This is a genomic window from Reticulibacter mediterranei, from assembly GCF_016587455.1.
On record NZ_BNJK01000002.1, the window covers coordinates 2,338,615 to 2,352,582 of the forward strand.

Consider the following 13,968-nt stretch of genomic DNA (forward strand, 5'->3'; position numbering starts at 1 on the left):
TTTCCTCTTGAAGATGAAGCGATCTTCGCATGGGTAGAATTTCCTGTCTAGCCCTGTGCAAAAAATGCCGACCCTGTTGTAAAGAGGGGATTGACACGCGAAACGATCCTTATTATACTTCAGGTTAAGACGGTCGCTTGATACCGTTCAGTGCAGCTCACTCATAAGATACTCTTCTGGATTCATTTCCTCACGATTTCGTTGCTCTGGGGGAGTATTCTATTTTTCTTTTCAAGAAAGGGAGTTCTTCTTTTTTCGTGATTTGATCCTGCCCATTTCTCAATCGTATCGGCTTGATCTCTCTTGCATCTCATAGGTGGAGTGTCAAGCCTGAATCACAGAAATTTTTGGAGGTCATTTTCTCATGGCAACAACGACGACTGAAAGTAGTAAGGGCGAGGTCCTCCGGTCAGAACGCATTGCAGGAGGCATTCTCTCCAAAGTTCTCAACACCTTCGATCTGGTGGCTATTTTTATTGCCATCGTCCTCTTTATCACGAACGCGCCTGGTATAGCTGCCGCAGGCCCAGTGGCCTATATTTATCTCGTGGCAGGATTTTTGACCTTTCTGATTCCAGGGGCTATCGTGGTTGGACAACTTGGTCGGATGTTTCCCCAGGAAGGATCGATCTATGTCTGGACGAATAAAGCCTTTGGTCCTTTCTGGGGGTTTTTCGCTGGTTTCTGTGCCTGGTGGCCCGGCATCTTCGTTGTGATGGTCTGTGGAAGCCTTGTGAGTACCTTCATCAGCCAGTTAGCAGGTCTGTTTGGCCTGACCATTCTCGCCGAGCCTTGGCAACTGGGACTGGTGATTCTCGCGGTCACAGCTATATCTTTTTGGCTCTCTGCTATCCGTTTCCGCGCCGCACAAAATCTCGTCAACATTATGTTCGTCCTGTACGGCGCTGCTATCGTATTGATCGGCATCGCAGGAGTGGCCTGGCTCCTCTCTGGTCATCCTGGATTCACGAATATGGCTGTGAGTGGAGGCGGTTGGGCCATCACCTTCGGCAGCACTGGCAATTTTACCATCTTTGGCTTCGTCATCCTTGCCTTGTTGGGTATTGAGGTGCCCTTGAATATGGGCGTTGAAGTGACCAGTGAACGCGCCGTGACTCGTTATCTGATCTGGGGAACCATTGTCGTCATGGTCGCCTATCTCCTCACTACTTTTGGTATTATGACGGCTGTCCCTTCAGCATGCCCACAGGTGACGGCTACCTGCCTGTCTAGCTATGTGAATACCAATCCTCAGACGAATCTCTGGGCAATGGTCGATGCTGTTCATAATGGTTTTGGCCCTGCTGGTCTGGTGCTCTCGGTGATCGTTGACCTGATCATGATTGGCTTCGGCCTCTATGCGGCTCTTGTCTACAATTATTCGTTTGGTCGTATGCTCTTTGTTTCTGGTCTGGATCGCCGCTTGCCAGCTGCAATGAGCAAAGTGAACGCTGCCCGTGTGCCGTGGGTCGCGGTGCTTGTGCAAAGCATCATCATTGCAGTTCTTGCCATAGCCGTCTACATGGTCATTCCCTACACTGCGGCATCGAATGCCGCTGACCGCGCGAATTTAGCGAACCTCATGTACTATATTCTCTTCGCGTCAATCACGGTGATCTGGTGTATTTCGATGATCTTCCAATTCATAGATATTATCGTCATTCGCTATAAGTATCATGAAGAGTTCGCTGATGTCCGACTCGCTCCAGATTGGGTGTTCTATCTCTGCTCAATCGTGGGGATGCTTGCCAGCGGTATTGGTCTCTACGCGACTGTGTCCGCCCCCTGGGTTCCCAACTTGATCGAGATTGGCCCCTGGGATATCTGGATTGGGGCTATCGTCGTGGTATCGCTGATCGCCGCCGCTATCATTTACTTCATTGGTCATGCTCGCATCAAGGATGATGTGACCGATGAGCAGGTGATTGCTGAAGCCATAGGCAGCGCAGAAAAGCCTGACAAAGTCGAAATTGCTGAAGCCGTAGGCAGCGCAGAAAAGCCTGACAAAGTCGAATAGGAGCTACCCCGAATTGTAAGATTGGGGAAATCAAAGAAACCATGCAAGTTCCAAGAAAAAAGGAACTTGCATGGTTTCAGAGGTAGAAACCATGCAAGGAGACGCAAAAAAATTTTCCCCTTCATCTGAAGCTCCTTTATCAACTGCTCAGATGACGTAAGACTATTGAGAGACGAGTAGTCTCGGCTTGAGGCCACAGGCTGACAGTGTCGCCCAGGCGTTCCAATTGCCGAACCAGACGGTATTGGATCTTCTTTTTGTTCAGCGCGGTAAAGGAATCAGCTCCTTTTTTATGATATGGCTCACTGGTCTTGACCATCTGATAAAAATCGACCAGAAGCTGTGACCAACTGCCACTGTTGCTCTCTTTGCCCCTCCTCGTGTACTGATCCGACGATAGTGTTCTCCCAAGTACGCCTGTGTGTGACCTGCTGCATATGTTGTTTACACCAGCACCGCTTTGGTCCAGATGTGAACTATCCTGAGACGCAAAGGCGTTGCAGCAAAGAGGCCAAAATGATGAGAGCCAGTCCAGACGAAAGCATCTCGGATTGCTCAACCATCAACAAGGATCAACTGATCTCCTTTTCATTGAGTTCATCTCGGTGGCTACAGGCGCATAACGCTTTTTCTGAAAAGAAGAACGAATGGCTCTCCGTTCCCAGAAAGAAGGCAAGTATCCAGGAAAACAGGGAGGCAGCGATCGATACCACCTGATTCTGGAGCAGTATACGTAACGAGTGCTTGAGCTTCCGTTATTGATACCATGTCGCTGCGAAACTGGACGAGAGCAGTTCCACTAGCAAAGGATATCCTTCATAGAAAAGAGCATCTGCATGCTTTTGTGATGTATGACCTATCAGTGCGGTTCAATACGTGCCTACTTGCTACAGAAGCGAAAAGAACTGAAACTCCTCTTTCACTTTTCTCATTCCTTACGAATGAATATATCCATAGAACAAGTTTCCGGTATGGAGAGCGAGAAATATTTATGGAAACTTTATAGGTATCTTTCGATGTGAATGCTATAATGCTTCCTGTTGCTCCCTTTTCTCGCTTCTCTCTCACCACCGAGGTGAACACTCTTTTGAAATGGATTTACTCTTCTCAATACTTTTTCGTCTATAAGGAAATTTGGTAGGCCAATATGCATAGAGATGTTGCACTCACGTTTGAGTGAGTGCCTGTGAAGGAGGAAACATATGCAAACAGTGCAGAAAAAAGAGGTATCTGCAGGAGAACAGCCGTTGGCGTCACAAGACTATGTCGTCAAGGCCATGCCTTCCATTCTTGGGACATTCGATATGACGGCCACCTATCTGCTGATTATTTTCTTTATCACCAATGCGACGGTTGCTGCTTCAGGAGGGCCAGCGGCTTTTACCTATTTACTCGTTGGAGGGATCACCTTTTTCATTCCATCCGTGATTGCTACTGCTCAGTTGGGAGTCATGTTTCCTTATGAAGGCTCTCTCTACAACTGGACACATCGCATCTTTGGAGGCTACTGGAGCTTCTTCAGCGCCTTCTGTGCATGGTTTCCAGGGGTACTGGTGATGGTCAGCGCCGGGGATGTGGTTGTGAGTTTGATTCAAGGACTCAATAGTCACTGGCTCAGCGACCCGAAGGAACAGGGAGCGGTCATTATCGTTGTCGTTCTGTTTTCTGGTGTCCTTGCGACGCAACGGTTTCGCATAGTACAAAACATCGTCAATATAGTAGCGGTTCTCACCTTCTTTGCGGTCTTTCTGATCGGGGTGGCTGGTGTCGTCTGGCTTGCGCATGGGCATCCCTCTGCCACCAAGTTTGCGGACCTTCCCAGTTGGGGCATCAACTGGCAATCAGGTACGAGCAATATCAGTCTGTTTGGACTGATTACTCTCGCTTATCTTGGGGTTGAAGCACCTCTGAACATGGCGGGAGAGATCAAGGAGCGATCAGTCGTCATCAGAAAGCATCTGGCCTGGGGAACGCTCTTCGTCTTTGTCGGCTACTTCGTAGCGACCTTCTCTCTCCTGGCAGTAGAAGGGGCAGCCAATGCTTCAGCGACTCCTTTCTCTCTGGTGAGCACTGTCGATATAGCACTGGGCAAACTCGTTGGCTCGATTACCTGTGTTTGCCTGATGAGCTTTTTCGTGATGACCACCGTCGTTTACAATTCTACCTATGCTCGCCTCCCACTCGTTGCTGCCCTTGACCAACGCTTACCCGTTCTGATGGGAAGGCTAAACAAGCATCGCGTTCCTTCTGGGGCGATCTGGATGCAAACGGGCTTTGCGGCTGTGGTGACATGCGTTGTCTTCTTCGGGTTGCCGTTGATTTCTAAGCCAGGTACAGAGGCCAACCTGACTGTAGAGGTGTATAATGTCATGCTCGCGGCATCGACGCTCGTCTGGGCATTTTCAAACCTATTTCTCTTCATCAACGTCGCGGTCTGCTACTTCCGTGATAGAAATGCATTTCTTAAACAGAGTCTTTTTCCTTTGCCCCTCTTCTTTGTCTCTATACCACTTGGCGCAGTCTCTTGCGTTCTGGCGATCATCGATACGCTGTTTAACTCCTGGATAGGAACTTTAATCGATAATGCCCATTGGTTGCTTGCCATCGGAGGCCTCACCCTTATCTGTATTATCATCGCGGCTATTGGGAGTATGTATGCGAGCAGTGAAGCCACCTGGGAAAGTATGAGAAGCTAGTCTATGCCTATTGCCCATATAAAGATGTGATGATGAAAAGCTGTTGCGAGAAAAATGCGAGAGGGAAAACTCTTCGGGGAGAGCAAATTGATCGCATGATGACTGCTGATCCATAGTGACAGTCTGACTCTCCAGTCTAGGATGCAAAACCAAAGAGTGATGGTCAAAGCTCAACTCCAGTTAGGCATGATCGAGAGCACAAAACAACTCGGGTACACTCATTGCGAGATCCCTCCAATGGCGGAGAGAAGTTCTTTGTCTGACTCCTCTTCTCGCTCATTGGAGGGGCTTCTGCGTGTCCAGAGCTAATGGTATGCTAGAATATTTCCAGGTACTCGTCCCGCTCCCAGTCGGTTACATAGGCTTTGAAGCGGGCCAATTCGCTGCGTTTCATCGTTGTGAAGACCTGTACGAACTCATCTCCGAGCAATGCTCGGAATGGCTCATCTCGTTCTAGCGCGTGAAGTGCTTCGTCCAATGTGGCAGGCAATGGATCAAAGTTGTTCTGATTCTCCGCAAGCCCCTGCACCGGCTCCGGCGGCATCTGTGCCTCTTTCAACCCTAATATACCGGAAGCAATTACAGCCGCAGTAGTTAAGTAAGGATTGCTTAATGCTGTTGGGAGACGATTTTCTAGATGGGTACGACTATCATAACTATTCTTCGCGCGAATCATCGCTGAGCGGTCTTCCAGTCCCCAACTGACGTTGATAGGGGCAAAATGATGTGGGACAAAGCGATGATAGCAATTAGGCGTTGGGGCCATTAAAGCCATTGCAGCAGGTGCATGCTTTAACATCCCTTGCATGAAATGGTAGGCACTCTGCGAGAGGCCATGCCGATCATCAGAATCAAGAAAGGCATTGCGTCCATCTTCTTTGGAAATCAAGCTCACATGCGTATGGGAACCACTGGCAGACTGGTCTGAGAAAGGTTTGGTCATGAAGGTCGCATGATACTTGAGTTGCTGCGCAATCATCTTTACGCCATTTTTAAACGTAAAACCTAGATCTCCGGCTTGTATCGCTTCATGTGGTCCGTAATTGATCTCAAATTGTCCCGGTCCGTACTCGCAGTTTGCAGTGATAATATCGATACCCATCTGTGGCAGAAGTTCGACAATGCGTTCAATGACAGGAGATGATACATTGCGAGCGGTGTTGAAAATGTGTAATCCATCAAAAATAGGCTTCATGGTTGCAGAATCAAGTAAATAGAATTCATATTCCAACCCAACGACGGCCTGATACCCTAAGGTATCCAACTCCGCCACAACCTGTTTCAGTAGGTAGCGTGGGCTGGCTTGCAGCGGTGTGCCATCGGTCCAATAGGCATCACAGATAAGCCGAGCTGTGTTGTTCATCCACGGCACAATTGCTGCCGTAGAGATGTCCGGTTTCAATACCTGGTCTGCATAATTGACTTCTTCGTTGTACTTCGTGCCAGAGATGACAAAGGAACGCGTGTCAAGCGTCACTGTCCCTCCGTACATGTTCAGCCCCTTTTCTATAAAACCTTGCACTTTATTGAGAGGGACAATCTTGGAGCGTGGAATGCCATGCATATCTGGTAATTCAAAGAGAACATTGCGAATGTCTTGCTCTTGCCAATATTCCAGAAGACCATCGAGCGTCGTGGCCGAATGATGATGTGTTGTTGTCATATACAAAAAACTCCGATATTTCGATGCAATTCAAAAAATACTAAAGTTGTCCGACTAAACTCTCAATACACAAAATTGTGTATTGACTAACTTTTTAAACGCACAATATGCTATTTTCATAACAGTAGAGATAACGACTAGTCATGCCAGTATGGATTGTTGTGACTGATACTGTTCCCGACAACATCAGCCATAACAACACCCTCTACTGACGAACAACTACAGGTGCGGAGAAGTCAGACCTGGCTGCAGGGCTTTCCAGTTCTCCGCTCAAAGGGGTGCAGGGTCTCCCTGCCGGGGTCTGGGGTGTCCCCAGTTTCCTTCCCTCCTTCGCGCGCCGCCGCAGGCGGCGCGCAAAAGAGAAGAAAAAAGGTTTTTGCGGGATACCCCGCACCCCGGCAGAGGGCGGCAGCCCTCTGCACTCCCGCAAGATGGGAGAATTGGAAAGCCCTGGACCTGGCTGACGATTGCTTGCTTCCCTGATAGGAATCAGGTATAATGTCAGAAAAGAAAACATCATGAGATTCCAGGAGGGCATCCCATGAAACCAACTGTTCTGATCTTTCCAGGGTATACCGGCTCAGGTCCTCAGCATTGGCAAAGTCTCTGGGAACGAGATCACCCAGAGTATCGTCGCGTGCAGCAACGTGATTGGGACTACCCAGTGTTTCATGAGTGGATAGCAGCACTGGACCAAGCTATTCGTGAAATACATGGCCCTCTTGTTCTGGTAGCCCATAGCCTTGGATGCATCACAATCGCTCATTGGACGGCTCAATACTTTGCACACCAGCCTATTCGCGCTGCACTACTTGTTGCCCCTGCTGATCTTGAAACAAACCCGATTGCAGCGGTAGACCGGCATTTTCTCCCCATTCCTCTCCAGCCTCTCCCGTTTCCAAGTACTGTTGTAGCCAGCACGAATGACCCCTCTCTCTCCAGAGAACGTGCCGAATTCTTCGCTCGAAGTTGGAAAAGCCGCCTGATCACTATTGGTCAGGCAGGACATATTAACACGGCTAGCGGGTTTGGCCCTTGGCCTCAAGGTGAAGCTTTGCTAGAGGAGGTACTTCACGGCGGTTAACGAACACGATGTGCACGTTGGTTTGCTCAAGAAAAAGCTCGTGAGATACCCTCAGAAGATCGCGTGAACTAACAGAATGCAAACCCCTCGTAACCTTTTTCAGCTATTTCCTGGCACTTCTTGCGATAGTTCCCCACTCCTCCAACATAGGGCATAAAGACACGGAGCTTGCCGGGAATATTCGCACCAAGATACCAGGAGTTCGCAAGCGGGTACAACGTTAAATGAGCCACCTCGTTGACATGAGCCACCCAGGAAGCCTCCGCCTCCACATGGGGTTCAAGGCGGGCAAAATTATGCTCCAGCATATATTTCATACAGTCAGTGATCCACTCGACGTGCTGCTCGATGGAGACGACCATATTGCTCAGAACGGAGGGGCTGCCAGGGCCGGTGATAATGAAAAGATTCGGGAAGCCAGCGGTCATAAGACCCAGGTACGTGCGCGGACCTCCCGCCCATTTCTCCTTGAGGGCCTGACCATCTTTGCCTCGAATATCTATTTTGAAGAGAGAGCCTGTCATGGCATCAAAACCGGTTGCGAAGACAATCATATCCAGCTTATACTCGCCATTGTGAGTGCGCAGACCTGTTGGAGTGATTGCCTCAATGGGAGATATACGCACATCCACCAGAGAAACATTCTCGCGGTTATACGTTTCATAGTATTCTGTATCGACGCAGATACGCTTGCTGCCAATGGGATGGTCATGCGGCATCAATAATTTGGCTCTCTCAGAATTATGAACGATCGTGGCAATCTTCGAGCGAACGAAATCTGCTAGATACGTGTTGGCTTCCAAATTGGTATCAAGGTCCGAGAAGGTAGAGAGCATCTGGGTACCCCCTACCGCCCATGCTTCATCGAATTTTTTCTGTCGCTCTTCCGGCGTTACTTCTAGAGCCGACTGCCTATGAAAATTGAGAGTGATGCCAGCCGGAGACTCGCGGTCCGTCTGACGGAGCTTGCGATAATTTGCTTTGACGCTTGCCTTCTCTTCTGAGGTAAGGGGTCGGTTTCGCGCTGGAATGCTGTAGTTTGGTGTGCGCTGGAAAACAGTGACGTGATCTGCCTGTTTGACGATCTGAGGGATAGCCTGAATACCCGTCGAACCAGTACCAATGATGCCAACCTGCTTGCCAGTGAAATCAACACCTTCGGAGGGCCATCGGGCGGTATGGTGAACCTGTCCCTGAAACGAATCAAGACCTTGAAACGTAGGAGTATTCGGTGCAGAAAGGCAACCGATAGCGGTAATACAATACCGCGCAGATGCCTGATCTCCCTGGTGCGTCTGGATCGTCCAGCGATTGGTGCTGTTGTCATAAACGGCTGAGATCACACGTGTGCTGAATTGGATATCACGGCGCAGGTCGAATCGGTCCGCTACGTGGTTGAGGTAACGGAGGATCTCAGGCTGGGTCGGGTACTTTTCGGGCCACTCCCACTCCTGTTCGAGGTCAGGGGAGAAGGAATAGGAGTAATGAATGCTCGGAGTATCACAACGCGCTCCAGGATAGCGGTTCCAATACCAAGTACCACCAACCCCTTCACCCGCCTCGTAAACCCGTGTCGAAAGCCCAAGTTCGCGTAGGCGGTAAAGCATATACAAGCCAGAGAAACCAGCCCCAATGACGATTGCATCGAATTCACTCGCACTGTGTTGTTTCCTGGACATGGCTTCATCCTCCTTTTGTCTGACAGCTTCGTACACCATATGAAAGGTCTATGAAAAAGGTGAAGAAACATCTGCTCACAAAAGTCCCACCTTCACAATAATCACAGGCCTTGACTGTTTCCTCTTACTTTATCACAATAGTCTCTTCCTTACCACTACTGATCTTCTCCGAATTTGAAATGCCTTACGCCTGTTGGGTACACCATTCCTCATGAAAAAGAACTTCTATGTCAAACCCCTGGGTGAGTGGATGAGAAAGAAACAAAAGGACGAACAAATAAGAAAAGGCCCTTGTGAACCTAGCCGCCTTCAAAGCCAAATATCAAAAGCGCTTCAGAGAGCGGCTAAATCACGCTGACTCTGGCTAAACACATCCAGCGCTTCTTATCAGCCAACTGCTTCGGCGACTATCTCACTCGCAGTGGCATCGACATTCCGACCCGCGAACTTCTGACGTTGAGTCTGTTGGTTGCGCTCAGTTGTAGATGAACGGGAGAGGGAAAGTCATTCAAGGAGAAGTTCTTCCTTGCCAAATGGAGCAATGATGCTGACCATCGTCGTTTGCCTCTGGACAAAAAATGAGCTGCCTTCCGCTGTGCAAAGAGAACGCTTGACATTTTAGTGAACAATGTTCTATACTCTTACTGGAAAGGAGACGATCACGGTGGGTATCAAGCAGCGGCGTGAGCGTGAACGTGAAGCAACCCAACAGGCCATTTTGCAGGCTGCGCTGGAGATTGCAACTGAGGAGGGATGGCAGGCTGTCACCATTCGTCGGGTTGCCGAGCGCATTGAATATAGTCCGTCCGCTCTCTACAAGTACTTTGAGGATAAAGAGGACATTCTGCGTACGCTCCTGCTCCAGGGATTTCAACACATGGTAGCTGCTTTAGAGCACATTGCGGCCCAGGAGCATCGCCCATCGGAGCGCTTGCAGCAGATGGCCGCCGCCTATTGGGACTTTGCTTGGCACCAGCCCACTGTGTATCAACTGATGTTTGATCTGAAGGGAAAAATTCACGAGGTTGAGGAGGCCAAAGCTGCCTTTCTGGTTGTGCGAGCGGCTATTGAGGAGTGGAGCCAAGAGAGTGGCGTGAAGATGGGTGACTCGGACCAGGCTGTTGAGATGATATGGGCGACGATGCATGGTTTTGTCGCGCTCACCCTGGCTCAGTATATTTCCGGCGGCCCAACGCGAGCAAAGGAAACGCTGACGCAAGCGATCAGCGATCTGTTACTCGGCTGGAAAACACGCCTGGATTCCCGGCTCACGAGGAACGATCACTAAATTTTTTTACCATTAAGTGAACATAGTTCTCTTTAGAGACAAAGTTCACACAAAAGAAAGAGAAGAGAGCATGAGGTCTCAACGTCTTTCATCACCCTTCCAGTCCGGGCCAACTGTTCCGCACTGGGTCAATCGTCTCGTCGTCGGATTGCTACGCTCACCCTTCCACGCGCTGCTGAGCGGCACAACCATGTTGTTGACATTTACCGGGCAAAAAAGTGGGCGTCGTTACACGATCCCAGTGCGCTATCTGCGTACAAATGAGACGTTGCTTACCCTCACTGATAGCCCCTGGTGGCGCAACCTGCGCGGAGGGGTGCCAGTTGACCTGTCTATCGCGGGGCAGAACGTGCGAGGACGCGCCGAGGTCAATACTGACCCGGACGATGTCGAACAAGCAATCTACTCCATGCTTCGTCAGACACCCTCCGATGCTCGTTTCTACCAGGTCCACCTTGATCGGCATGGCCAGCCAGATATGGCAAGCTTGCAGCAAGCCGTGCAGGTTCATGTGCTGATTGAGATCCAGTTGGAACATCCTGCCTGACGGTACAGGATGGCCATCCGTCAAAATAGAATGCTTATGTCTGCTTATGTCGCTCTTTATTCAGGAGAGAGGGTTGATGCTTCGATCGAGTACGAGAGTCTTGCAACTATTACTTGCCCTGACATTTCTTGCCATTCCACTCAGCCGGATAGCCGGAGCACCAACACTCCGGCAAGTGCTCGCGCTTGCTGTGCCTCTGTGGCTCATCTGGATCGCGAATGTAATCGAACTGAGTGGCGCGGTGCTGCTGCTGGTTGGTCTCCGCATGGAGCTGCTGGCAGTCATTGGGGCGCTGCTGATAGCCGCATCCATGATAGGGGCAACACTGGCTCATGTGCGGGCGGGAAATCTGTTTGCTGAAGTGCCCTGGACCCTCATCTTCCTCGGCCTCAGCTTGATTGTTGTGCTACTCAGATGGTCGGCAGTACAAGCTGTTTTGAGAAAGTCGGGAAAGCAAGGTATATCGCATTGGGAAGAAGTACCAGGACAAGAAGGAGTCAGAGAATGAGCGAAACAACGGAACTGCATCTGACATCGCCGGCATTCAAGGCCAATCCTTTTCCGGCTTTTGCGCTGGTACGTGCCGAAGACCCGGTGCATCAGATCAAGCTGTCTGGTAGTCAACAGGTCTGGTTGATTACGCGCTACCAAGATGCTGATGTTGTGCTGCGCGATGAGCGTTTTGTCAAAGATAGACTGAAACATGGGCTGGCGTCAGGGGAGCAGCCGCATCTACCGGGTCCAGTAGGCAAGCTCATGAACCAGATGATGCTCAATGCTGATCCGCCCGATCACACCCGTTTGCGCCAGCTTCTCGCCCTTTCGTTCACGCCTCGCCTGGTGGAGCGGTGGCGAGGGCGCGTTCAAGAGATCACGGACGAACTGATTGACGCCGTAGAAGGACAAGGTGCTATGGACATGATCGGTCAGTTTGCTTTTCCTCTCCCGATCAGGGTCATTTCGGAAATGCTCGGTGTGCCTGCCAAGGACAGCGCACAGTTTCGCACGTGGTCGAATGTGATCGCCGAAGCGATCGGCGACCCTCTCGCTTTGCAGCAAGCTGGCGACCAATTCCAGGCGTTTCATACGTACCTCCTGGCACTGATCGAGGAAAAGCGCCAGAAGCCCGAAGATTCCCTGTTAAGCAGGCTAATTCAGGCCGAAACCGAGGGCGACCGGCTCTCGCTCGGAGAACTGGTGTCGATGGTCTTCTTGTTACTCATTGCCGGGCATGAGACGACGGTCAATTTAATCGGCAATGGCATACTTGCACTCTTAGAGCACCCTGATCAGATGACATTGCTCAAGCAGAATCCCGCGCTGATCAAAACAGCGATAGAGGAATTCCTCCGCTATCGTGGCTCGCTGATGCTTGCGACGCCGCGTTGGGCCAGCGCCGATGTCCTCTTGGGCGGCAAACTGATCCGTCGTGGCGACCAGGTGCTGGTTGCCTTGGCCGCAGCGAACCGTGACGGTGAGACATTTACCGAACCAGATACCCTGGATATCACCCGGCAAGAAAATCGGCATCTCGCCTTTGGCAAAGGGATTCACTATTGCCTGGGGGCACCACTGGCTCGCCTGGAAGGACAGATTGCGCTTGGCACGCTGTTGCGTCGTCTCCCACATCTCCGATTGGAGAGCGATCGAGAGTCCCTGATCTGGCGTCCAGGTTCGATGATTCTAGGATTGCGCCATCTGCCAGTCGTGTTCTAAACGTTTTTCTAGGTTTGTGTCTTTTGAGCATGATCCGCTGAATCTCGAAGGGCACAAGCTGTTGCGGTGAATCATGAACGAACATCAGGCGAGAGAAGGAGGAACAGACCTATGACGATAACACGAGTCGTGTTGATTACGGGAGCCGCGACAGGGATTGGTCAGGCTACTGCGGATTTACTCAGCGCACAGGGCTACCGCGTCTTTGGGACAAGTCGCACGCCAGATCGGTATGGAGAAAGAGCCTTCCCTTTGTTGGAGATGGACGTTCACTCGGACGAGTCGGTCGCGCATGCCGTCCAGTACGTCCTGGCCCAAGCGGGGCGCATCGACGTGTTGCTGAACAACGCCGGGACGGGCCTGGCTGGCGCGAGTGAAGAGACTCGACTTTCTGAAGCCCGGACGGTCTTTGAAACCAACTTTTTTGGGGTGATGCGTGTGACGAATGCAGTACTCCCAATTATGCGAAAGCTTCGTTCGGGCAAAATCATTACGATGAGCTCAGCAGGTGGTTTCGCAGGCATGCCTTTCCGCGCGTTGTATGTCGCCAGCAAATTCGCTCTTGAGGGGTATACGGAGTCACTGCGCTATGAGGTGAAACCATTTGGGATCAGCGTTTCGCTTGTCGAACCCGGTCCCGTCAGTACACCGGCAGCAGAGGTAGTCCCACATGTGAGTCACGAAATTGCGGCCTATGCAGCGAGCCGGAGCCGATTCACAGACAGATTCAACGCCTCAATGCGTCAGGGAATGCCCCCACTTCGTGTGGCCAGAGTGATCAGACGGATCATTGAGCAGGATGCGCCGCACTTGCGCTACACCATAGGTGCCCAAGCGACCATGCTGGTGCTTCTGCGCAGAAGCATGCCACAAGGAGGCTTCGAGATGCTCGTGCGACGCCTTTTTGATCTGGAAAACAAGGCAAAACTCTTGGAGAAAGAACATGAACACGGACGTTCATCCAGAGAACTTGAAAACAGTTAACGATCATTTGGTGAAGAAGGAGAACCATTCATGCCTCTTCCGTATTCTGACGCCAGTTTCTCTTCGTTCCCCAGTGAGATATGGATCTCGGCCTTCAACAAACTGAGTCAACAGATCAGATTCTGTGCACGAGAGAGCACACGCACACTATCGACGAGCAGCCCGTGGTGAATCTCCGTTTGGACACAGGTCGCATCCAACTGTAGCTTATGCCTTTCGGTGACTTTGGCTTGCGCTGCCAGTTGGACTACCTGATTGCTCAAGGCGTGCAGCGTTTCCAGGTACAGGGTGTAG

Annotated in this window: 11 protein-coding genes and 2 pseudogenes; 9 read left to right on the top strand and 4 right to left on the bottom strand. The window is 50.8% G+C overall.

The annotated features are described in order from the left end of the window. The first annotated feature begins 364 nt into the window (after nucleotides 1-364). Together K3T83_RS48955 and K3T83_RS48960 are read left to right on the top strand one after the other, a co-directional pair. The gene (locus K3T83_RS48955; RefSeq protein ID WP_220210429.1) at nucleotides 365-2,017 is read left to right on the top strand and encodes an APC family permease; all 1,653 of its coding nucleotides are present in this window, start codon (nucleotides 365-367) and stop codon (nucleotides 2,015-2,017) included. 1,202 nt (nucleotides 2,018-3,219) lie between these two features. Beyond that, entirely contained in the window at nucleotides 3,220-4,713 is a 1,494-nt protein-coding gene (locus K3T83_RS48960) for an APC family permease (RefSeq protein ID WP_220210430.1), read from the top strand. Nucleotides 4,714-5,029: 316 nt separating this feature from the next. Here the strand turns inward: K3T83_RS48960 and K3T83_RS48965 are convergent, their stop codons facing one another. Continuing rightward, nucleotides 5,030-6,376 carry a glutamine synthetase family protein gene (locus K3T83_RS48965; protein ID WP_220210431.1) on the bottom strand — a complete coding sequence of 449 codons (1,347 nt, stop codon included), beginning with the start codon at nucleotides 6,374-6,376 and terminating at the stop codon, nucleotides 5,030-5,032. A 205-nt stretch (nucleotides 6,377-6,581) separates the two neighbouring features. After that, nucleotides 6,582-6,896: a hypothetical protein gene (locus K3T83_RS48970; RefSeq protein WP_220210432.1), complete on the bottom strand. Its 315-nt coding sequence runs from the start codon at nucleotides 6,894-6,896 to the stop codon at nucleotides 6,582-6,584. 21 nt (nucleotides 6,897-6,917) lie between these two features. Between K3T83_RS48970 and K3T83_RS48975 the strand changes: the two genes are divergently transcribed. After that, a complete protein-coding gene (locus K3T83_RS48975) occupies nucleotides 6,918-7,460 on the top strand; it encodes an RBBP9/YdeN family alpha/beta hydrolase (protein WP_220210433.1) in 543 nt (180 codons plus the stop codon). A gap of 68 nt (nucleotides 7,461-7,528) precedes the next feature. Here the strand turns inward: K3T83_RS48975 and K3T83_RS48980 are convergent, their stop codons facing one another. Continuing rightward, entirely contained in the window at nucleotides 7,529-9,139 is a 1,611-nt protein-coding gene (locus tag K3T83_RS48980) for a flavin-containing monooxygenase (protein ID WP_220210434.1), read from the bottom strand. Nucleotides 9,140-9,505: 366 nt separating this feature from the next. Here K3T83_RS48980 and K3T83_RS58290 point away from each other — a divergent pair. From K3T83_RS58290 to K3T83_RS49005, 6 genes and pseudogenes are all read left to right on the top strand, one after another. Then, a pseudogene (locus K3T83_RS58290) lies at nucleotides 9,506-9,616 on the top strand (carboxymuconolactone decarboxylase family protein); the annotation flags it as partial. 187 nt (nucleotides 9,617-9,803) lie between these two features. After that, entirely contained in the window at nucleotides 9,804-10,427 is a 624-nt protein-coding gene (locus K3T83_RS48985) for a TetR/AcrR family transcriptional regulator (protein ID WP_220210435.1), read from the top strand. A gap of 70 nt (nucleotides 10,428-10,497) precedes the next feature. Next, a complete protein-coding gene (locus K3T83_RS48990; protein ID WP_220210436.1) occupies nucleotides 10,498-10,974 on the top strand; it encodes a PNPOx family protein in 477 nt (158 codons plus the stop codon). Nucleotides 10,975-11,050: 76 nt separating this feature from the next. Next, nucleotides 11,051-11,482 (top strand): DoxX family protein, encoded by a 432-nt coding sequence (locus K3T83_RS48995; RefSeq protein ID WP_220210437.1) that lies wholly within the window; start codon nucleotides 11,051-11,053, stop codon nucleotides 11,480-11,482. Next, nucleotides 11,479-12,690, top strand: a complete 1,212-nt coding sequence (locus K3T83_RS49000) for a cytochrome P450 family protein (protein ID WP_220210438.1) — start codon at nucleotides 11,479-11,481, stop codon at nucleotides 12,688-12,690. The genes K3T83_RS48995 and K3T83_RS49000 overlap by 4 nt, the downstream gene beginning before the upstream one ends. Nucleotides 12,691-12,801: 111 nt before the next feature. Then, nucleotides 12,802-13,674: an SDR family NAD(P)-dependent oxidoreductase gene (locus K3T83_RS49005; protein WP_220210439.1), complete on the top strand. Its 873-nt coding sequence runs from the start codon at nucleotides 12,802-12,804 to the stop codon at nucleotides 13,672-13,674. A gap of 128 nt (nucleotides 13,675-13,802) precedes the next feature. Here the strand turns inward: K3T83_RS49005 and K3T83_RS56760 are convergent. Beyond that, nucleotides 13,803-13,967 (bottom strand): annotated as a pseudogene (locus tag K3T83_RS56760) (ISNCY family transposase); the annotation flags it as partial. Nucleotide 13,968: the final 1 nt, after the last annotated feature.